This window comes from Nitratireductor soli, from assembly GCF_001050155.1.
GTDB classification, from domain to species: Bacteria; Pseudomonadota; Alphaproteobacteria; order Rhizobiales; family Rhizobiaceae; genus Nitratireductor; species Nitratireductor soli.
Genome location: NZ_LFVY01000021.1, coordinates 32928 through 52213 on the forward strand (window position 1 = coordinate 32928; position 19286 = coordinate 52213).

Annotated in this window: 16 protein-coding genes; 7 read left to right on the forward strand and 9 right to left on the reverse strand. The window is 57.6% G+C overall.

The features are described 5' to 3' along the window. The first annotated feature begins 70 nt into the window (after nucleotides 1–70). Together AB843_RS22025 and AB843_RS25185 are read left to right on the forward strand one after the other, a co-directional pair. A complete protein-coding gene (locus AB843_RS22025) occupies nucleotides 71–1243 on the forward strand; it encodes a DNA cytosine methyltransferase (protein ID WP_048649105.1) in 1173 nt (390 codons plus the stop codon). Continuing rightward, complete coding sequence (locus tag AB843_RS25185; protein ID WP_082143951.1) at nucleotides 1240–1656, forward strand: very short patch repair endonuclease; 417 nt, start codon at nucleotides 1240–1242, stop codon at nucleotides 1654–1656. The genes AB843_RS22025 and AB843_RS25185 overlap by 4 nt, the downstream gene beginning before the upstream one ends. Here the strand turns inward: AB843_RS25185 and AB843_RS22030 are convergent. Further along, nucleotides 1618–2460, reverse strand: coding sequence for a hypothetical protein (locus AB843_RS22030; RefSeq protein WP_048649063.1), 843 nt, complete (start codon nucleotides 2458–2460; stop codon nucleotides 1618–1620). The genes AB843_RS25185 and AB843_RS22030 overlap by 39 nt on opposite strands. Before the next feature lie 347 nt (nucleotides 2461–2807). Here AB843_RS22030 and AB843_RS22035 point away from each other — a divergent pair, with 347 nt between their 5' ends. Continuing rightward, nucleotides 2808–6104, forward strand: a complete 3297-nt coding sequence (locus AB843_RS22035) for a DEAD/DEAH box helicase (protein WP_048649064.1) — start codon at nucleotides 2808–2810, stop codon at nucleotides 6102–6104. Nucleotides 6105–6521: 417 nt separating this feature from the next. On the opposite strand, the gene AB843_RS22040 is transcribed toward AB843_RS22035, so the two are convergent. The 3 genes from AB843_RS22040 to AB843_RS22050 all read right to left on the reverse strand — a co-directional run bounded on the left by AB843_RS22040 (nucleotide 6522) and on the right by AB843_RS22050 (nucleotide 9840). Beyond that, entirely contained in the window at nucleotides 6522–8081 is a 1560-nt protein-coding gene (locus AB843_RS22040) for a Fic family protein (protein WP_048649065.1), read from the reverse strand. Nucleotides 8082–8701: 620 nt separating this feature from the next. After that, a complete protein-coding gene (locus AB843_RS22045; RefSeq protein WP_048649066.1) occupies nucleotides 8702–9142 on the reverse strand; it encodes a hypothetical protein in 441 nt (146 codons plus the stop codon). Then, nucleotides 9139–9840, reverse strand: coding sequence for a TetR/AcrR family transcriptional regulator (locus tag AB843_RS22050; RefSeq protein WP_082143952.1), 702 nt, complete (start codon nucleotides 9838–9840; stop codon nucleotides 9139–9141). Before AB843_RS22050 ends, AB843_RS22045 begins: the two co-directional genes overlap by 4 nt. Before the next feature lie 153 nt (nucleotides 9841–9993). Between AB843_RS22050 and AB843_RS22055 the strand changes: the two genes are divergently transcribed. Next, on the forward strand, nucleotides 9994–10329 hold the full coding sequence (locus AB843_RS22055; RefSeq protein WP_048649068.1) for a nuclear transport factor 2 family protein: 336 nt from the start codon (nucleotides 9994–9996) through the stop codon (nucleotides 10327–10329). 418 nt (nucleotides 10330–10747) lie between these two features. Here AB843_RS22055 and AB843_RS22060 read toward each other — a convergent pair whose 3' ends face one another. Continuing rightward, nucleotides 10748–11611 carry a hypothetical protein gene (locus AB843_RS22060; protein ID WP_048649069.1) on the reverse strand — a complete coding sequence of 288 codons (864 nt, stop codon included), beginning with the start codon at nucleotides 11609–11611 and terminating at the stop codon, nucleotides 10748–10750. A 270-nt stretch (nucleotides 11612–11881) separates the two neighbouring features. Between AB843_RS22060 and AB843_RS22065 the strand changes: the two genes are divergently transcribed. Continuing rightward, a complete protein-coding gene (locus AB843_RS22065; protein ID WP_048649070.1) occupies nucleotides 11882–13156 on the forward strand; it encodes a hypothetical protein in 1275 nt (424 codons plus the stop codon). A gap of 158 nt (nucleotides 13157–13314) precedes the next feature. Here AB843_RS22065 and AB843_RS22070 read toward each other — a convergent pair whose 3' ends face one another. After that, on the reverse strand, nucleotides 13315–14070 hold the full coding sequence (locus tag AB843_RS22070; RefSeq protein ID WP_157384580.1) for a hypothetical protein: 756 nt from the start codon (nucleotides 14068–14070) through the stop codon (nucleotides 13315–13317). Between the two features lie 261 nt (nucleotides 14071–14331). Here AB843_RS22070 and AB843_RS22075 point away from each other — a divergent pair, with 261 nt between their 5' ends. Continuing rightward, nucleotides 14332–15657, forward strand: coding sequence for a hypothetical protein (locus AB843_RS22075; protein ID WP_157384581.1), 1326 nt, complete (start codon nucleotides 14332–14334; stop codon nucleotides 15655–15657). A 187-nt stretch (nucleotides 15658–15844) separates the two neighbouring features. Here the strand turns inward: AB843_RS22075 and AB843_RS22080 are convergent, their stop codons facing one another. From AB843_RS22080 to AB843_RS22090, 3 genes are all read right to left on the reverse strand, one after another. Continuing rightward, nucleotides 15845–16762 carry a nucleotidyl transferase AbiEii/AbiGii toxin family protein gene (locus AB843_RS22080; protein ID WP_048649073.1) on the reverse strand — a complete coding sequence of 306 codons (918 nt, stop codon included), beginning with the start codon at nucleotides 16760–16762 and terminating at the stop codon, nucleotides 15845–15847. A 2-nt stretch (nucleotides 16763–16764) separates the two neighbouring features. Next, nucleotides 16765–17475, reverse strand: a complete 711-nt coding sequence (locus AB843_RS22085) for a type IV toxin-antitoxin system AbiEi family antitoxin domain-containing protein (protein ID WP_082143953.1) — start codon at nucleotides 17473–17475, stop codon at nucleotides 16765–16767. 622 nt (nucleotides 17476–18097) lie between these two features. Further along, nucleotides 18098–18418 carry a hypothetical protein gene (locus AB843_RS22090; RefSeq protein ID WP_157384582.1) on the reverse strand — a complete coding sequence of 107 codons (321 nt, stop codon included), beginning with the start codon at nucleotides 18416–18418 and terminating at the stop codon, nucleotides 18098–18100. Between the two features lie 347 nt (nucleotides 18419–18765). On the opposite strand from AB843_RS22090, the gene AB843_RS22095 reads away from it, so the two are divergent. Then, on the forward strand, nucleotides 18766–19215 hold the full coding sequence (locus AB843_RS22095) for an RrF2 family transcriptional regulator (protein ID WP_048649076.1): 450 nt from the start codon (nucleotides 18766–18768) through the stop codon (nucleotides 19213–19215). Nucleotides 19216–19286: the final 71 nt, after the last annotated feature.

The window sequence follows — 19286 nt, forward strand, 5'->3', positions numbered from 1 at the left end:
CAAAATCGGAACTTTTCGCAAGGAGAATTTCCCGCTACCATCGATTCGGCGGATGAAATGGAGAAGAAGTTTGAAGGTTGCAGGATTGTTTGCAGGCATCGGAGGGCTTGAGCGGGGTCTCGCAGCGGCTGGTCACGAGACGACCTTGCTCTGTGAAATCTGGGAGCCCGCGCGTGCGGTGCTCGCGGCCAGGATGCCCGGGGTGCCCTGTGAACGTGATGTCTGCGATCTGAGGGCACTTCCCCAGGAAGTCGAGCTGCTCGTCGGCGGCTTTCCGTGCCAGGATCTTAGCCAGGCTGGGCTGACGGCCGGCATTGAGGGGGCGCGGTCAGGATTGGTCGGCGAGGTTTTTCGGCTGCTCGACGAACGGCGCGTCCCGTGGGTCGTGCTTGAGAACGTCTCCTTCATGCTTCAGTTGGACAAAGGACGCGCCATGCGCATCCTGATCGACGCATTCGAGGAGCGTGGCTATCGTTGGGCTTATCGCGTCGTGAACAGCCTTTCGTTCCTGCCGCAACGGCGCGAACGCGTCCTCTTTGTCGCCACGACGACAGATATCGACCCTGCTTCGATCGTCCTGGCCGACGAGGTGGAGCCCCGGCTGGCGCCGACCGATCTGGATGCGCGCGCGCATGGCTTCTACTGGACGGAGGGCGTACGTGGTCTTGGCTGGGCGCCTGATGCAATACCCACGCTCAAGAATGGCTCGACCGTTGGCATTGCATCGCCACCGGCGATCCTCCTACCTTCGAGCGAAGTCATCACGCCCGATATCCGCGACGCAGAGCGATTTCAGGGCTTTCCCCAAGATTGGACTTCGCCGGCGGAGACGGTCGGGCGGGCGTCGCTTCGCTGGTCACTCGTTGGCAACGCGGTCACGGTCCCCGTCGCCGAGTGGTTGGGCGGCCGGCTCATCGAGCCGGGAGCCTATGACGCGGGTCGAGACGGTGATTTGCCTGCTAACGGCCGTTGGCCAAAGGCCGCTCGGTTTGATGGCAATCGACGGTACGCGGTCTCCATCAATGGCTATCCGCGCTGGGACGCAAGACCAGCCCTAACGGATTTCCTCAAGCATCGCGGCAAGCCATTGTCGGCGCGCGCGACGCGGGGGTTCCTCTCCCGAACCGAGCGGGCTACGCTCCGGTTCGCTGATGGATTCCAGGATCGCCTCCGGGACCATCTCGAACGCATGGAGATGCCTGAGGGCGCAAATGGCATGGCTGTTGCGATCGCCGCGGAATGAAGGTGCCGCAGCCAGACCCCGCCACGTCCGCGCGCATGGCTCATGTGAAGCAGAAGGGAACGAAAATCGAGACGATGGTCGGCATCGTCTTACGCGAATTGGGTCTTCACTATCGCAAGAACGTCAGGCAGCTTCCAGGCAGCCCCGACTTCGCCAACCGCACTCGTGGTTGGGCCATATTTGTCAACGGTTGCTTCTGGCACCACCACACCGGCTGCCGGAAGGCAACAATCCCCAAAACTAACACAGACTTCTGGACGGCGAAGTTTCGCGATAATCGGCGCAGGGATGCTCAAGCGATCATCAATCTTAGGAGAGAAGGTTATCGCGTAGCGATCATCTGGGGATGTGAGAAGGATCGAGTCCACTCCAAACTAGGCAAGATCCTTGAAACGGGTTGCGTAGATTCCTGATAGGCGCGCGATCATCGTGTCGTAGTGGTAGATTTCACCTTGCCGCGGAGCCGGTGGGTTCTCGACCAATTCGACCGGCATCCCGTCGTTCGGCATGTCTACCACTACGATCGAAAGCGCGTCATAACCAACATCCCCGACCTTCGAGCGGCGCGGCAATTGCTTTATCTTATCTATGGCGAGTTGGGCGTCCCTCGGCTGCTTGTGGGAGCTCCATTCCGGGTCGGTCGCGCGGTTCTTCTTGTTCAGGTCGGGACTGAGATAGCGCTCGCTGATGTTTACCATTGTGAACCCTACGGCGATGGCTTGCTCACTCGCTCCATGTACCGTGAGATGCGAGGAGTTTAGCTCGTCGTAGAGCCGAGGCAATGCCCGCTGATGTGCTGTCATGCACGCTTTGGCCTCAAGCGCCATAATTACCGAACCCACAGGAGCTCGAACTAGTCGCGGAAGACCATCTAAGATCGTGCGCTCCGCCTCGGACAATTCAATTTCGTAGCTAGCTGCGATCCCCTCAAGCGTATTGTCGGTCGCAGCTCCGCTCGGTGTGCAGAGGACCAGATCGAGATTCTTCTTACGATCATGCACGAAGTCGCGCATCTCATGATTGATGCCGAAACAGATAACACCTGCTTCGACATGCCGCCGCAGCAAGGGCGTCGTCGCCAGCAAGTCGAAAATCACGCCCCAACAGGCAACTTTCGAGTGATGGTCGCTGCGAGAATGGTATTGCCAGATATTGCCATAGCGGTCGCGCCGGCTCGTGGAGGACAACGTTCGAGCAAGTATCTTAGGCCCGTGCATTCGCGCTCTCAACTTTCCTGGAGTTCCGCGCGACGACCAGCCCCAGCAGCGTTCTCCCCCTCGACTCGGTGTCGAAGTTGAGTTCACATTTCTATATGAGTCAATGCCATGCGCACTGGGAGGGTCGTGATGTCCGCTTTGCTGGGTTTGTGCATCGTGGGCAGGACGGCCCATATCTGTGCTATGCAACTTCGAGACGATGGCAATCGCATTTCGATTCGGGGCCGCGCGGGTGAAGTAAGCTAAAGGTACCCCTTCGCCCTCGCGCAATATAAGCGCGGAACTAGGGGCGGGGCGTTAGCGACCCGGCGACCGCATTCTTGGGTCCTCTCGGAGAATATTGCGACATGAGTCTGTTCGCTGCTTGGCGCGGCACCCTTGATTTCCCAGCACTGCCGGATCGCGGCCTGAAAGTCGGCGGAAACCGTATTGTTCAGCGTGTCTTTGGCGGCGCTTCCACCAAAGCCCGGATCTCTTCCTCACAGGTCAAGGGGCACGATCTCATCACCACCGAACTCAGTCCTCCGTACCGCGAGATTCTCCTTCGTCGAAAGGGGGCGCGCCGAATATCCGCGCCGCTGCCCGTGGTCGTGGCGCCAGAGGTAGACGACCCAGACAACCTTCCTGAGGCCTTTGAAATCCAATGGGATTCTCAAGGCGAATTGGCGACCTACACCGACACGCCGGAAAAGGTCCTGCAATCATGGATCAACAGGTTCGATTTTCGGACCGAGGACGAGGAGCACAACCTTCCAGGCCTGCGTACACCGCAGATCGGCGCGCTGCACGCGATCTCCGCTCACTTTGCAGTCGGCTCAACCTTTGAACCAGCGACCGTCGTCCTTCCGACCGGCACCGGCAAAACAGAAACTATGCTGGCAACGCTCGTCTATAGACGACTTGGACTCACACTCGTCCTCGTTCCCAGCGATGCACTGCGAAGCCAGATTGCCGGCAAATTCATCAGCCTCGGCGTCCTGCCAGAGGCCCAGGTCATCACCCACGACCTCGCGAAGCCCCGCGTCGCGATCATCACGACCGGCATCAGGTCAACGGACGAACTGGAGATGATCATCCGGAATGCCAACGTAATCGTTGCCCTTCCGAACGTACTCGAGGCCTCGGATGCCGAAGTCGTCCGCCGTCTCGCAGAGGCATGCTCCGATCTCATTGTAGATGAGGCGCACCACATCACTGCCAGAACCTGGCAGGGCGTTCGGGAGCACTTCGCTGCAAAACGTATTCTTCAATTCACCGCAACGCCGTTCCGGCGCGATGGCAAGCGGGTCGATGGCAAGATCATCTTCAATTACAAGCTCGGTGATGCCCAGGCAGCGGGCTACTACCGCCCTATAAACCTTAAGACGATCGAAGAATACGGGGACGAGGAAGCTCGCGATGTTGCGATTGCCAAGGAAGCTATTGCGACGCTCCGACATGACCGGGACGACCTGAAGCTCGATCACCTGCTGATGGCGCGGACGTCGTCAAAGGACCGGGCCGAAGCGGTGGGCCGCATCTACCAGCGCCTCGCGCCACACCTCAAACCGGTGGTCGTCTACTCTGGTCCCGGACGCACCCTGATCAATCGCGAGGCTATGACCCAGCTCTTCGATCGAGGGGCCGAAGGAGCCCGGATCGTCATCTGTGTCGACATGCTGGGTGAAGGATTCGACCTCCCTCAACTCAAGGTCGCGGCCCTTCACGACACACATAAGTCGCTGGCCGTGACACTTCAGTTCATCGGCCGCTTTACCCGCAAAGGCCCCGCCGACAAAATCGGCGAAGCTTCGGTCGTTGCTAACATTGCCGACCCCGATGCCGAGGCGAAGCTTGCCGACCTGTACGCAGAAGGAGCCGACTGGGATCTTCTCATCAAGCGCTTGAGCGAGGAAAGAATTGCGCAGGAACTGCGGCTGCAGGACGTGGTGCTTGCGCTTAAAGAGTCTGGCGATCTCCATGCGAACCTTTCGCTTTGGAACCTCCGACCGGCACTTTCAGCGCAGCTCTTCCGTACGAAATGCGATAACTGGAGCCCCTTGGCTTTCCAGTCGGTGCTTCAGAAAGACTCAGAGAGCTGGCACGCACTCAGTGAACAGGACAGCGTTCTCGTCGCCGTGGTGTGCCGTTCTAGCGACGTGACCTGGGGCAATTACCAGAATGTGTACGACACTATCTACGACCTCCTGATCCTCAAGTGGGACAAGGCTGCCGGAGGGCTTTGCCTCTTTGCGAGCAACTACGACGCGTTACGGTCCGAAAAGCTCGCCAAGGCGGTCACGAACGAGGACACCACGCTGGTATCGGGCGCGCCCATCTTTAACATTCTGAACAATGTCGAACTGCCACTGGTGAAAAGTCTTGGCTCTTCGCGCATCGGCGCGATCAGTTTCACCTCGTATTTTGGGCCAAATGTTACGGAGGGGCTCGCCAGCATCGAAAAGGCGGAGTCTTCGCTCAACAATCTTGCCTGCCTTGGATACGAGGACGGAGAACGCGTCCTCTGGGGAGGAACCCAGCGCCGCGGGAAGGTCTGGCAGCAAAAATCCGGCACGATATCAGACTGGATCGAGTGGACCGCTGCGACGTGGTCGAAGGTCTCGTCCGAAGTTGAGAGCGAGAGCAACATCGTCCGCGACTTCCTTCGCCCGGAGGAGTTGGCGAAGCCGTACTCTGCATCACCGATATCTGCCCAGTGGGGTGAGCAGGCGCAAATGCGTTTCAACGATCGGCAATTCGTCATCTTCGGTTCGTCAGAAGTTCCCGTCTTCGCCGTCGATCTGAATCTCGGCGATGTGGGATCGCACGGCGAAATAGTCTTCCGCATCGAGACCGAGGGCGCGACGTCCGAATATGCCTTAGTCATCAACGAGGAGATTCCGGGCGGATACCACCACGACCACGTCTCCGGACCTGCTATCAAGTTCCGGCACGGCACACTGCCCCCCGTACCCTTGGAGGAGTACCTCCAAAAGGATCCCTTCATCGTTCGCTATGCGGACGGAACTTACTCCTACAACTGCTATCATATTCCGGTGAAGCTGGATGCCGGGCTCTACCAGCGCGAAAAGCTAGAGGCGTGGAATTGGGATGGCATTGAGTTGAACAAGGAGTCGATGCACAAGACCGGCGACCAGAAAACAATCCAGTTCCGGACGTTTGAGCAGCTCAAGAGCGAGTTCGACGTCATCTTCAACGATGACGGCCACGGCGAGGCTGCTGACCTCGTGTGCCTGAAAGACGTAGACGACAACACAATACGATTATGCCTCGTCCACTGCAAGGGCGCCCATGAAGCGCGGGTATCGCAGGATATCCGGAACTTTTACATTGTCTGCGGCCAAGCGCAGAAGAGCATTGTAGCAAAGCATGCCGGCCTTCCGACACTCTATCACGACCTGAAGCGGCGGCAGGAAACCTGGGTCCGCGACGGCCACGACCGCTTCCTGAAGGGCAACATCAAAGACCTCTCCTACTTCAAGGAAAAGTCGCGTCGCGCGAAACTCGATTTCGAGATGATACTTGTCCAGCCAGGAGGCTCGGTTGCCTCCATTACCGATGACGCTTTGCGGCTGTTGGCAACGACCGAACTCTATCTGCTCAAAACCACTCAGGCAAAGTTCCGGGTCGTACTCTCTCCCTAAGTGTGAGTTCCCTCCGATTGCAGTAGTAGCGCGATGCGTCGGCCACAGTCGCATCCTGATCGGCAGCTCAGACCAAGGACTCATTTCTTGTCGATCCGAGGTGCCTCAAAGCTGCGACCCGACTGAAAGATGCAATCGCGGGCGGCGGCGCCAGTCACCGGGGCGTGACGCTCATCTCGACGGGAACGAAACGACTGCAATTGTGTGTCAATGCACATTTGGGTGGGGGAGAAGACTAGAAGTCGGTGCGATTTCAGCGATTTCCAGTACGATTGCGACCTCCGAATTTAGAGAGGTATAGCGTAGACGTAGTTCTCATCTTCACCCGGCGCGCTTTCACCGATGCACCCGTCCGCCATACCACGTCGTGGTCGATCTCTATCTGCTCGATCCGAAGAACAACGTACTGGCTGAAGCTCACGGTTCTGTGCTGTATCTGTTGTCAAAATCTTGGAAGGCATTCGCGACGATTGCCTCGATCTGCTGAACCTCATCGTCGCGCAGCTTCTCAAACTCGCCGGTGCGGCGACGCTTGCTAAGCGATCCGCCGTTCTGGCGGATATGAATGATGAGGTCCTGCGCCATGCGGTCGGGCATTTCAACCAAGTTCATGATGGCCGTCAGCGCCTGGTCGCGGCACTTAAGGTAGTCGATCTCGCGCGGTAGATCGATCTCGACGGTTCGTTGCACGCAGCTATAGAGGAACTCGGCCTCCTCGGTGCAGTCGAAATAGCGATAGAGGTCCGCCGTGTCGTTGGTGACCTCGACATTGTGATTGGGCAGCGCGCGCCAGTCGATGAACTCCATCAGGGGACCGGAATGCCGCTTCAGGGTCGTGGCATAGTCGTCGATCCGATCCAGCATGACGGCCGAGACAGGAATCACCATGCCGGGCGGGGTGTATTTGCGCTCGGCGAGCACGTGGTGGATGAGGCAGCGGTGCAGACGCCCATTGCCGTCGGCCAGCGGATGCACATAGACAAACCCGAATGCGATCGCGGCGGCCTGTAGGACCGGATCGACGTCTGAGGTCCGCAGCCTGTTGTTGCATTCATTGAGGCCGGTCATGATGTCGGGAACATCCTGAGGGCGGGCGCCGATGAACTCGGGCAGTGGATCGTGGTTATGATCCCGCTCGCCCAGAAACACGCCTTCGCTGCGGTATCCGATCTCGGTGAACCGGTCGTCGCCGATCAGGATGCGGTGCAGGCGGTAGATCTCGGTTTGGTTGAGCGGGCGTTTGCCGGCCTCCAACACGGCGCGTCCCCAGCGCTCAAGCCGGTTGGCAGGCGCGCGCTCCCCCTCGATTTCGAAGCTTGCGCGGCTGTCGGCGAGGAGGAGAAAGCTTGCAGCCCGGGAAACGACATGAGCGCCCGTTCGCCCGATCGTTTCCTGCGCCTTCCTGGAAAGATCGAGGGCCAGAAATGCTTCCAGTTTTTCCGTGCGCCTGATGATCGGACAGAACGCGGCCGTGCCAAGCAGATTGTTGCGCACACGATGGCGCGGGGACAGTGATGCTGGACCGGTGAAATAGGCTTCGGGATCGAGGGCGTCGACGGCGGTGACTGTGGGGGCGTCGTCTATATTGAGCTGCTTGCCGCTGAGGGTTTCGTAAAAGAACCACACGCGGCGCGTGACCGCGCCGGTCGGTATCCGCTGGATAAACTCTATGAGGTCCTGTTCTGGCACCGCTTCAAGGATGCGTTTGAGCACCAGAAGATCGATCGGCTCATGGCGCAGGGCAAAGCCGAAATGTCCATCCAGGGTGTCGTCCGGTTGATACCGTTTGTCATAGATCTCCCAGATGCCCTCCTCCCGGCGATTGCCGCGCACGTGCCGTTCGGAGATGCAGGCGGGTTTTCTCACGGGCACCTGCACGTCGAGCGCATGAACGAGAGCGGCCCACCCTGCGAGCCGCGTGCCCTCTGGAACGGCCTCGTCCTGAAAGTGGGCGGGTTTCCCGATGTCCAGTTTCATGTCGGCTTTCTCTCATGATCGTCGAAAATTGATCATACATCGTAAATCTGTCGAAAGAGCATTGCCTCTTCGGGATTGAGAATCAATCACCAATGTCGAAAACCACTCATAACGAGGCATTAGAGACGATAGCAAGACGATGCATGTCTGCTTGCCATTGGGTGGAAAACCCCAAAACGCCGTCAAAAAAACTCTCGCGCGAGGACATATATGCGCTGGTTTGGGAGAAGCAGACTCAGGAGGTAGCCAGAGAACGCGGCGTTTCAAATGCCGCAATTGCCAGCCGTGCTCGTTTTCAGCTTCCAAAACCACCGCGAGACTACTGAGCTGGTTATCGATCCAGGTAAACGCTTAAACGACCGCCCTCGCAGCATTCTCAGAAAATCTCTCCAGTTCCAGGGAAAGTGCTTGCACGTCGGGCAAGTCAAGAGCTGATTATCTCGGCAGGGGCACAGCTGTTGGGAAGCCAGCACTCTCAAGTCGACCGTTGAGTGCGGACCCACCGTCGCTTGAATGCGAACGTTGATTTAGTAGGACGCATAGGGGACTCCGATTGCGTTCGAAACGCTCACTTGCTGACCCGAGGACCGCAAGGCGACGGTTATCGGCGTCCTTCGATGTCAAATATGGGTCAGCAGCATCCAGAGGGCCGAAATGAGTAGGATAGATATAATGAGGATCTCCCTCCAGGCCAGTTGTGGCGCATCCTGAATGGCGAAGGACATCAATTTGATCGGCGGGACAGGTGGTTTCGGCGCCCGGTCTTCGGGCAGCACCCTGACAAAGCGATGGAAGAAGACCTGAATCAGCAACATGCCGACGACCAAGCCGGCAGTGAAATTGAGGTAATCCAGCCCCGACGCCAAGAGTAGCGCGACAATGGCGATGATGATGACGAGAATGACGTTATCGTAGATTCTGATGACGCGCTCGTCGTTCTCGTAGTATGCGCCGATGCGCCCGATCCTTGTCTCGTATGGCACCAAAAACCCGGCTCCAAACTTAACGAGCCCTTGCACACAGAACAACGCGAGCACGATTTTGAGGATGAGCTCGATCATTGCGAATCCTTTCCATTCGATGAGCCAAACCAGGCCGAGAGCAAATGCGGTTCGACCAGGGCGAAAGTCTGCGGGTCGATGCCGATTATACGAGCAACCCCCTCTTGGCAGGCGCTCGACAGTCGCTTGGCCTGGTCCGACGCCTGCGGGTCGCGTGAAACGATCAGGCTTGCCATCGCAGCGTTGAGGTCCTGGATGATCGAAACGACAAGCCAACCTTCCTGTTCGGGGTAAGACGAGGCGAATACGCCTTCCCGGGCGCCTTGTTCGATAATCCTTGCGAACAGAGGTGCGATCCGCCGTGCAATGGCGTGGCGCTGTTTCTCCCGCAGCAGGGCATTCTCGTCCGCTAACCAGACACCCAGGAGGTTTTCCAGCAGATCGCGACGCGCAGACTTCCATGCAGCAAGTGTGGCGAAGAAGCGCTGCAACTTCTCGACGGCCGCGAGGTCCTCGTCATCGCTGATCGGGGCAAGATTCTCGGCTATTGCCTGCGATGTCTGGTCGACCAGTGCTTCGAGCAAATCCTGCTTCGAGTCGAAATAATGATAGAAGGCACCTTTCGACACGCCTGTCGCATTCAGGATGTCCTGAATGCTCAATCGATCGTAGCCCACCGTTTGCAGCAGGTGCTCTGCACAATCCAGAAACATTTGCCGACGGGCGGCATGCTTAGTCTCATCAACTGTTTTTGGCATTTTTTTCTAAATAAACCGACCGTCGGTATATTATAAGGTGGATACGGGTGTGTCAACATTCGGCGGTCGCGAGGACCCCCGCTGCTGTGAGACGAGCGGAACCATGACCACTGTGTTGCGTATTTTCTAAAACCCGGAACTGTGGAGCAAAACATGACCGACCTTTGGAGTATGGAACAACGTTTATGGACCGACGGCGTCGCGGCATTTGCAGAACTCATGGCTAAGGATTGCGTCATGGTCTTTGGCCCAATGGGCATTATGCGGAGGGGTGATGTCGTCGAGAGCTTAAGACAGGCGCCTCGCTGGTCGACTGCCAGCATGTCGTCAAGGTTCGAAAAGACCTATGGTCAGGCAACAGTTGTCCTCGCCTATCATGCCCGCGCGCAGAAGGAAGACGGCGACACCTATGAAGCAGTCTGCACCTCGACCTACATTGATGAAGATGGGCACTGGCGAATGGCGCAACATCAGCAGACGCCAGTCTGAAGGCTTCGGCGTGTCTGCGAACACGGTCAATTCGCGTTGGCCGCGTGCGAGCCGTCGGCCAAACAGTGTCTTGCTTGGCTTTTGGCCAGAACCAGATAGGCAGAAAGCAGCCCCACCCCGTTTAGACTAACAGCATGCTTATGCCGCCAGAAGCCGGGAGAATAATCGGAGCCTGTAGCGTATTTCCGGCAGGTGTGGGGATTGGCGGTAGCGGTCCCTAGACTCGATACCCTAACGTTGTATCTCCTCCGCTGGAGCACGCCAGAGCGACATCGTCCTCCTTGGCCTAGCTGAACTAAACGCTACCTCCGGACACGGATCCACATTTTTCGGTCGTTCCAGACCTGCCCTCTGCTTCTCGAAACCAGTCTTTCGCCACGCAACCGGTCCCTTGTCCCTAAACGCTTTTAACGGCCACTCAGCAAAGGTCGGTTATCTCAACCACTTCTAGCCCCAAGCTGTTCTGCAGTGCCCGCAGGCTGGCGGGCAAGCGCCGGCCGATGACAAGCAGCACATCTATCGAATGGCGAGCGCCCGTGACGCCGCGCTCCGCCTCCATGACGGCGTGGTACTTCACGCATTGGAACAGCCCGCGAGTCAGATCGACATCGTTCGAGATGCTCGACTTTACCTCGACAGCGACCAATCGGCGGCCCACTTCGAAGAGCACATCAATCCTGTCGCCTGAGGGCAACGGCGCTTCCTTGATCGCACGTGCGGTCGAGGGAAGCCCCAGCAAATTCGGGCTGTTTGCAACACGATCCTTGAGACGCCTGTGCTCTTCGCCTTCACCGCCGCCGCCGCCTCGCCCCATCTTTGCCCTGCCGATGATGCCGCGGGCCACAGGCGTGGCGGGAGCCAATTTGCAGGCATCAAGGACTTCGGCCCAATAGGGGTAGGCGTAGACCTCATGCCAATAGGCGTCGAGATAGGCGCGCTTCTCCGCGAGGGAGAGCTTGCGATACCCGCCCATCCTCTCGGCAAGAAAGCCTTCGAACCCCTGCCCCGGGAGGCGGCGGTGCTGGTTTATCACCAGTGACTGGATATGCGGTATTTCGCCCCAACCAGGTTTGCGCGACAGCTCGTTGAGCGTCGTGCCGATGCTGCCGAGCACATAGTTAAGGTTGCGGGGATTTGGCATCCCAAGCTCGGCGGCAAGCGCTTCATAATAGATCGGCTTGCCTGACCCGGCCTGCCGCACGAGGATCGGCAATGCGCTTCGGGCGCGCGTCTGATAGAGTTTATTGCCGAATATGTTGTCGCATTGCGATGCCGTCTCCACTATTCGCTTCCCCCTCGATCGCGACTGATTGGTCGCTGCAGTTGCGGCAATCTTACGGCGGACACGCGTCACTTGAAAAGCAAGGCGGCAAGCAGCAACCACATGGCGCCACCTTGCCCCGTTCGTGGCGTCGACCGGGTTATTTGCCGAGCGAACGCTCAAGCACAAGGCGCAAAATGTCAGCTTAGCACGTTTCTTCCGTAAGTATTGGCGGTGCACCGTCGATCGATCGCCGTTGCCATTGCCTGGCCGGTAGACATACTCTGTGGGATGGCTTCCGATCCCATTCTCGAAATCATCTGCGCTTCCTATATCAAAAGCGCCGAAGCTGAATCCTTTAACGGGCTTGTCGCAGCGGCGTTGTTAAGCATCGATGCCAATCTGGATCGGCTTCGCTCACACCTTGCAAAATTGGTTTCTGACGGCCGCATTTCTTGCGTCTTCTCAAGCCAAGACAGCAACATGCACATCAAGCGGTTTCCCGAACCGCCAGTCGATAAACAGCTGCCGCTTCTTGAGACGGAGCCGCCCAACCGATTCACGCTCTATCCGTCCTCTCGCGAAATCGAACAGCGACTTGACGTCTCGCGATGGAATGATCGCCCGTTCACGAAGGCGTTGGTTCTGGGCGAAGCGCAACTTGCATTTCGGGCGTTCGACATGGCTTCGCTCGAACGCTACAGCAACGATCCTCGCTACCTTGTATACTTCAACGACTACATGGGTAGGCTCTCGATCCGGGACGAGGCGTTCCAAGACGCGACTTTTCCCGAGCGCGACAAAGTCTCATTGCAAACATTTGGCCTCGGCTTTCGCGACGAGCTGGTCCCGCATCTGATCGTGTACCTCCGCTATCTCACAAGTCTCTCACCAGAGCACCAGCAATATTGGATGAGCTATCTAGTTCCTGACGGCGTACGCATGTGCCGACAGTATTTTCAGTCCAGTGTATTGGGCGAATTCTGGCAAAACCGGTCGATCCGCTACGCAATCGTTGAGGAAATGGACCTCATCAACGAGATGTCGCAGGCGATCTGGGGCACCGCGCTGTTCCGCGAACTTCCGGTGGATGACGTCCCGATTGGGCTGACGACGTTCTTGCGTCCTACAAGCGAGAATTATGACCGCTTTATCATGGCGCTGGACAAGCTCCTATCGGACAGTATCAACCTCAAATTTTTCGAAGGGAAAGTTCCTCTCGAAACTGAGACAGTACGCAAGGACGGGAAGATTGAGGTGCAACGCAAAGGTTCGTTGAACCTTCTCGAAGAATGGCTGCTTGCAGAGATCATCTGGGACGACAAGCAGGCGTTTCGCGCCACTGTCATCGCCCCTCTGCGGAAAGTAAGAAAGGAGCGTCAAGGACCAGCGCATACCTTCAGCCCCGACAGGTTTTCCGCCGAATATTACGAAACCCGCCGTTCGCTTCTCTGGTCGGTGTTCAATAGCCTCTCCAATATCCGGCGCACCTTCGGCAGACATCCAAAGGCAGCTCAAATTAAGATCGAAACCTGGCTCGATGAGGAGCGGATTGACGTTTTCTGAGCGAGCACCTAGCTCTGCAGCCCCCAACCTGAGAGCTGGCGTGAGCTTGTTCCCGCGAAGGTGCGCCGTCGACGGCTACCGGTCCACTAAGGGTCGCTGCAGTGTCCATGATAGAGCGGGTAGTCGCGGCGCGCAAATGACCGCAAGGGTATCAGTCTCTACCGCGGTCGTCCCAAGATCACTACATGCGCTGGGCTTCCGAGCGTTGGATATAGGACGATCCGGGCGACGAGATAACCTGCCCCTGGTCCATCGAGGGGTTCGCCAATGGCTATTTGGAGCGTATGGGAGTCATCGGCTTCAAACGGACTTTCGTGCGGAAGATCACCTACGAAGGTCTCGACGTCATCGCGTCTGCAGAGGATGAGGTCTACAAGCAGCGGGTCGAAGGCATCCAAGCCCATTTCGGCGGTGGCATAGGCGTGTGCCGTTTTCGCCAGCGACCGCAGGTAGTGCCGACGATTGACTTCACCGACCTTCACTGCCACGTGCTTGGCTCCAGTCTCTTCGGCAACCTGCTTGACCATGCTCGCCATAGCCTGCCGATCAACGTAGTTCCAAGGTTGGCCAATTGGCGCCGACCCGGTGCCGCTAGGATTCAGGAGCTTGGGGAGAGGCGACGACCAGAGGCTGATCATCAAGGGCGCCTTTGCCAAAGCGAGTCTGCGCTTGCCGAGATTCCGTATAGGTTGACCCTGTTCGTTGACCTCGACAAAATGCATCGGAACCTCGGAAGGTCGATCCTTTCTGTTCCTGGTTGGGGCATCCACCTGCGCCCTGAACACTCCGAGTTGCTTCTTAAGCACCTCTTGCTCGTATTTCTGGATGATCCTTTGGCAATCGGAGCAACAAGACTTCTCGAGGACGAGGCTGTTGGCGCCCAATGCGAAGGGTATCACGTGCTCGTCCGTCAACGACGCTCCAACGACACCGCAGTAGATACACCTGCCCGGGGAGGGAATCCGGCGACTCCGGCGTTGCTCCAAGTCGAATTCTGTTAGCTTCATTGAAACGACATCTCCCCTCGTCCGGATGGAGGCAATCACGTTCGCAATCGAGAATTCCGAAGGCTTCTACAAACTGTTCGTGACGGACTCCGGCAAGTTCTGCGCCGACCCATCATCATCTGAAAGGTTCTGTTGATGCCCGTATTCTCCCGGCGCCGACTCCAGCAGATGCTTGATGACCTTTCAGCTTATCTCGATCAAGAGAAGGCCTGCGATCTCGTTCAGAGACTCGAATCGAAGAAAGTCGATCAGGCACTGCCGGGTGAAATGGAATTGGCGATATTGTGGGCGATTGCGAACACTGGCGACGTCGTCGTCGAGCCGGAGTGGTGGGGTGACACCCGGCGGCCGGATGCCGTCTCCGAGACCGTCGTGTGGGGCACGCAAGTTGCTGTTGAGATCGCGGCGGCCACGGATAACTCAATTTCACCAGAAGAGGCGATGGACCGTGTCGCTCTTTCCATTACCGATTTCTGCAATCGGCTGTCCAAGGGGGTGGGCCACCACCTCTATTTTCGTTTCGGCGAAACCACAAAACGCATTGAGGGACAAAGCTTTCGACAAGTCTTGGCGCCTTTCGATTTTCAGTTGAATGAAAATCTGGAAAATAGGTTGAGGGAATGGGTGCGTGAAGATCGATTCAAATCAGAAAAAATAACTCTAAGTGAGCCGGAATTCTTGGTAGAAATGGAATGGAAGAAGTATCGCCAGATCCGATACCATAACATCTGGACATCCTTGCCGCCGCAGGCCTATTCGCTTGAGGAGAATCCGCTTTTCGCGCTTCTTCGTCGAAAGGCAGATCAGCTTCGGGCGGCGGCAACAGGAACGGTCCGCATCATCGTCGTCGCTGATGTTGGGTCGACCCTTTTGAACCGCATGGGTAGGATCGGGGAAAATGATCCTGGGTGCCGAAATTTTTCCGCGCGGCAGATCATTCACCGCTTTGTCCAATTACACAACCGGAAGATCGACGGCGTCGTGGCATTGAGCCCGCGAAAAGAACTGCGAATGGGGAGTAGCGAACGAAAATGGGTGGCTCGGGGCTTCTATACTGACGCAGGGGAAGATGCGTGTGTGGCGCTCTCGAAAATCCTTGAAGACTTGCCACTTCCGCGCTTCGCTGGATATCAGGCAAGGTCGTTATTCCGTCAGGGCTGTTTTTCGCCGAGGGCAAGGGGATGGTATCTGGGAATGAGTATGGAGAGCAGACTTCGAGATAGGAATGATCCAAGTAGTGGGCGACAGGAAAGCGTGAGAGTTCCTGCACGGATGTTCCTGGATCTTATGGCGGGACGCATTACCGAGGCGCAATTTCGATACTTCCTCGGTGAAAGAAACGGTGAAAAAAATTTCCCTGCTAGTTGGCTCAACAATGGCCTGACAATCTCAGGCGCGGAGATGGCCCCACGTAATCTGGACGAGGAGGATGATCACATCATCCTTCATTTCAGTGATGACCCAGTTGCTCGTCCGCTAACAGCCAAGGGATAGACTTAACAAAGCTGATTCCAAGCTGGAAAATCTCATGGACGGTCGAACTTGTACCAAATCCTAAAATTGGATCACCGAATAAACGAAACGATTGATCTTTGCATATCCTATCCGAAAGCAGACCGTCACCGACATCCCCAAGCAGGTCATGCGGCAAGCATGCCTGCACTGACCGGTTCTCTGGTCCTCACAGTTCCAATTTTTCTTCCAATGTTGCCAGCAGGTCAGCGTGTTTGCGCGGGTTGGACTGCTTCAGGTTGCGAATGTTCTCAAGCTTCCATCTCACGGCGGGCATGTGCTGCAGTGAGGGAAACGGCAGGAGGCTCCAGTCGGGTTCTCCAGCTTTCAGGCCGATGAGAAATTCCCGCTCCGTGCGTGTCAGGCTCCTGGGCAACTCCTCGAACAGCCAGATGCGGGTTTCCTCAAGTGCTTCCAGGCCGACTTCATCCCGCGTCATGCCGACAAAGTCATTGCGATAGGTGGCCTCGAGCGGTTGCGGGTTCGGCGTCAGGATTTCGTTGATGGGGCGATTGTGGGCAGCGACATAGGCGACGAATGTCTGGCGTATGTCGGTGGTCAGCCCTTCGTTCTGCCGCAGCAGCAGGCAATCGAACCAGTCGCGCGGGTGCTGCCGATCCATCGCGGCGACAAGTTTGCTGCCATAGAGTTCCGCAGGGGCCAGGATCGGCAGCCTGAGGGTGCGCTTGAATTCATCCGCCGCCGATGCGCAGAGTTCGGCCGGGAGCACGGGCAACAGCGTGCCGCGGCCGACCGGGTTGACCTCCACCTTGACCTCGGAAAGACCCCGGCGCACAAACAGCTTGATATCGCCGGTGCCAGTTGATGCCTGCCGCCTGACGGCAAGTCCGCGCCGCTCCAATTCGGTTGCTGCCTGATCCAGTGCCTGAGATATGGCGCTGAGTGCTTCCTCGCGCGGTCGATCTCCGTGAATGTAGACCACGTCTATATCAACCGAGAGCCGGGGCATGTCGCGATGAAAAAGAATGATGGCCGTGCCGCCCTTCATGGCGAAATCCCCACCCCGAAAGATGAGCGGCGCGACATCGAGCAGAAGCTGCACGGTCTCGAAATAGCGTTTATCCACGGTCAGGTCCTGATCGTGCCGGTTGCGTGGCGCCGTACATAGGGCGTGGCCGATCCGGTGTGGATCCGGGTCATGTCGAGTTCCTCCAAGATGGGGAGGGAGGCCTGTTTGGCGATGTTCAGGAAAAGCCGCACTGCCTTGACGCTGCGACAGTTTTCCAGAAGCGGCTGCATCAGCATCGCGCGCAGGCCGAAGAGACTTTCGACGAGATGGGTAGCCTCTTCCAGCGTTTGATGCTGCGGGACCCCCCACAGCATTTCCAGCACGGCGCGTTCAGGTTCGGCAACCCGCAGACTTGCCATGTCGCGCCACGGCGCAACGCCCTGGGCAGGATCGTCAAAAAGGTGACGCTTCCGCACTGTGAGCGGAAAATGCGCCTGTATCCATTCAGGCAGGCGGAACGGGCTTTGCGCGAAAAGCTCGGTATCGGGGCGATGGGCAAGATTGTGCTGGTAGCCGTGCCAAGCCAACGCGGTCCTGCCGCCGATATGGAAAGTGCCCGATAGGGCCGCCAGGGAAAGGAGCAGTTCCGGTTCATCTCCGGCGCGCAGGAACCAGCCGTGCCCGAGCCTGATGAGCCAACCCGCCTGAACGTAATGATAGGCCAGTTGTGCCGACACGCCCTGCTCGGCAAGCCAGGCCGCTGTCAGCGGCTGGCCGGGTCGGGCATGCGTCAGCACTTGTTTCAAAAGACCGTACTTTTCTAAAGGCATGCTATATATTTGGGCTGAAGTGCTGCACTGTCAAGATAGCCAGTTTCAGAAATAGTCAAATTTGTAAAGTGAGGCTTTACAATTCCTGTCTCGATGGGAACAATGAAGCCCTTCCTCCCCCGGCGAGCAGGTCAGCGAAAGTGCACTCGAGAACGTTGGTTTCCAGCTTTACGCAGTAAGCACACCTACGCTGCCAGAGCCCGAGAGAACAATCGGAGCCTGTAGCGTATTTCCGGTAGGTGTGTGGATTGGCGGCAGCTGTCCTCCGCTACCAATCCATCATTGTATATAACTGATTTTATTGATGAATTTTCGCACCTCTCAGTAAAGATGGCCTGTTGAACATAGGGAAACTGGATCAACTACCTGATTTCGTGCAGAAAATTCTGGCGGGGTTCAATTCGAACCGCTACCATGTATTCCGAGATCGACACGAGCCCTTCGTGGTTCTCGCTGCTGGTTGGAACCTGGATTGGGGAAGGTTGCCATCCGGGCCGTAAAGGCTGGGAAACCGCCCCGGTCGAGCGTCAGCGATCCCTGTGTCGCGCCAGGGGACAGCGCCCTAACCTGCCGGCCCGACCAGAGCGAAGCCGGCTGGCAACAATCTCAGCACCTTCCTTCGTCAAAGGGTCACCTGCTCCAAGGCGTGCAGTGCCTCCCGATGAACCCGAAAGGGATCAGCGATGATGATCCCGGTTCCCGCCGTAATGAGATCGAGCGCGGATTGGAAACTTGCCGCTTCATGCGGAAATGATTCGCGATCACACCCCTGCTGGAGCCCGGACTTCGCTTCCATGAGTTCCACGGTCAGGAACACGTTGATCTGCAGGGCCGAAAGGGGTCCGTGAGCCATTGGCAGGACGACGAGCGGCAACGGCGCTTCGCGCACAGCCCGACCGTTGCGCCAGAGCAGGTAGTTGCGAGCCCACGCACCCCGGATCATCCAGCCATCTGCCTCCATCTCGGCAGCGCAAGCGGCCACGATGGGATGGACCGGGGAATGTGGCCGCCAGCGGCTCGTCGACAGGTATGCCAACCATCTCAACCCGAAAGGGACCTCCCTGTCGGGGTTCCGAACCTTCGGTCGGCTGGATGTCTGGACTTCACTGCTCGCGTGCGCCATAATACGACCTATCAGGTCGAGATAGTAGGGTAAGCTTCCGGTTCTGGCAACCAGCTTTGCTCCTGGGACGTGGGCCATGGTTGCACGGAAGGCTTTGGCCAACTAGTTTGGGGATCACTGGATCAATTCACGTTCCGCCCGGCCAGGCTCAAGACAACCACGAGACAATGATTTCACAGAAGGCAAAGTACGCACTCCGGGCACTGATCGCGCTGGCCCGGTCGCACGGAACGGACAACACTCAACTCATCTCGGATATCGCCGAGCAGCAGCGCATTCCCAAGAAGTTCCTCGAGCAGATCCTGCTGGATTTGAAGCATCACGGAATCGTGGTTAGCCGGCGGGGAAAAGCTGGCGGATACATGCTTCTGAAAAGCCCGGACACGATCACGTTCGGCGAAGTGATGCGCATCGTTGACGGACCGATTGCCCCACTGCCCTGCCTAAGCCGTATGGCTTACCGTCGCTGCGAGGATTGCCGGGAGGAGAAGAGCTGCGAGGTCCGCCGCGTCTTTGCCCGCGTTGCGACGGCGACCCGTGAGGTCCTCGATGGCACCACCATCGCCGACTGTATCAGCGGCGTCGCGAATGATGATGCTCGCGCGCTGACCGCCTAGGAGAACAGCATTTCCAATTCTGACTTGAAATTGGAAGATCGCTGCGGTCTAATACACGACTAAATCGATAG

Excerpts from the sequence above, each read along its gene's own strand:
- AB843_RS25185 (WP_082143951.1), top strand. The coding sequence starts at position 1,240 with ATGAAGGTGCCGCAGCCAGACCCCGCCACGTCCGCGCGCATGGCTCAT.
- AB843_RS22030 (WP_048649063.1), bottom strand. The coding sequence starts at position 2,460 with ATGCACGGGCCTAAGATACTTGCTCGAACGTTGTCCTCCACGAGCCGG.
- AB843_RS22035 (WP_048649064.1), top strand. The coding sequence starts at position 2,808 with ATGAGTCTGTTCGCTGCTTGGCGCGGCACCCTTGATTTCCCAGCACTG.
- AB843_RS22040 (WP_048649065.1), bottom strand. The coding sequence starts at position 8,081 with ATGAAACTGGACATCGGGAAACCCGCCCACTTTCAGGACGAGGCCGTT.
- AB843_RS22045 (WP_048649066.1), bottom strand. The coding sequence starts at position 9,142 with ATGATCGAGCTCATCCTCAAAATCGTGCTCGCGTTGTTCTGTGTGCAA.
- AB843_RS22050 (WP_082143952.1), bottom strand. The coding sequence starts at position 9,840 with ATGCCAAAAACAGTTGATGAGACTAAGCATGCCGCCCGTCGGCAAATG.
- AB843_RS22055 (WP_048649068.1), top strand. The coding sequence starts at position 9,994 with ATGACCGACCTTTGGAGTATGGAACAACGTTTATGGACCGACGGCGTC.
- AB843_RS22065 (WP_048649070.1), top strand. The coding sequence starts at position 11,882 with ATGGCTTCCGATCCCATTCTCGAAATCATCTGCGCTTCCTATATCAAA.
- AB843_RS22075 (WP_157384581.1), top strand. The coding sequence starts at position 14,332 with ATGCTTGATGACCTTTCAGCTTATCTCGATCAAGAGAAGGCCTGCGAT.
- AB843_RS22085 (WP_082143953.1), bottom strand. The coding sequence starts at position 17,475 with ATGCCTTTAGAAAAGTACGGTCTTTTGAAACAAGTGCTGACGCATGCC.
- AB843_RS22090 (WP_157384582.1), bottom strand. The coding sequence starts at position 18,418 with ATGATCCGGGGTGCGTGGGCTCGCAACTACCTGCTCTGGCGCAACGGT.
- AB843_RS22095 (WP_048649076.1), top strand. The coding sequence starts at position 18,766 with ATGATTTCACAGAAGGCAAAGTACGCACTCCGGGCACTGATCGCGCTG.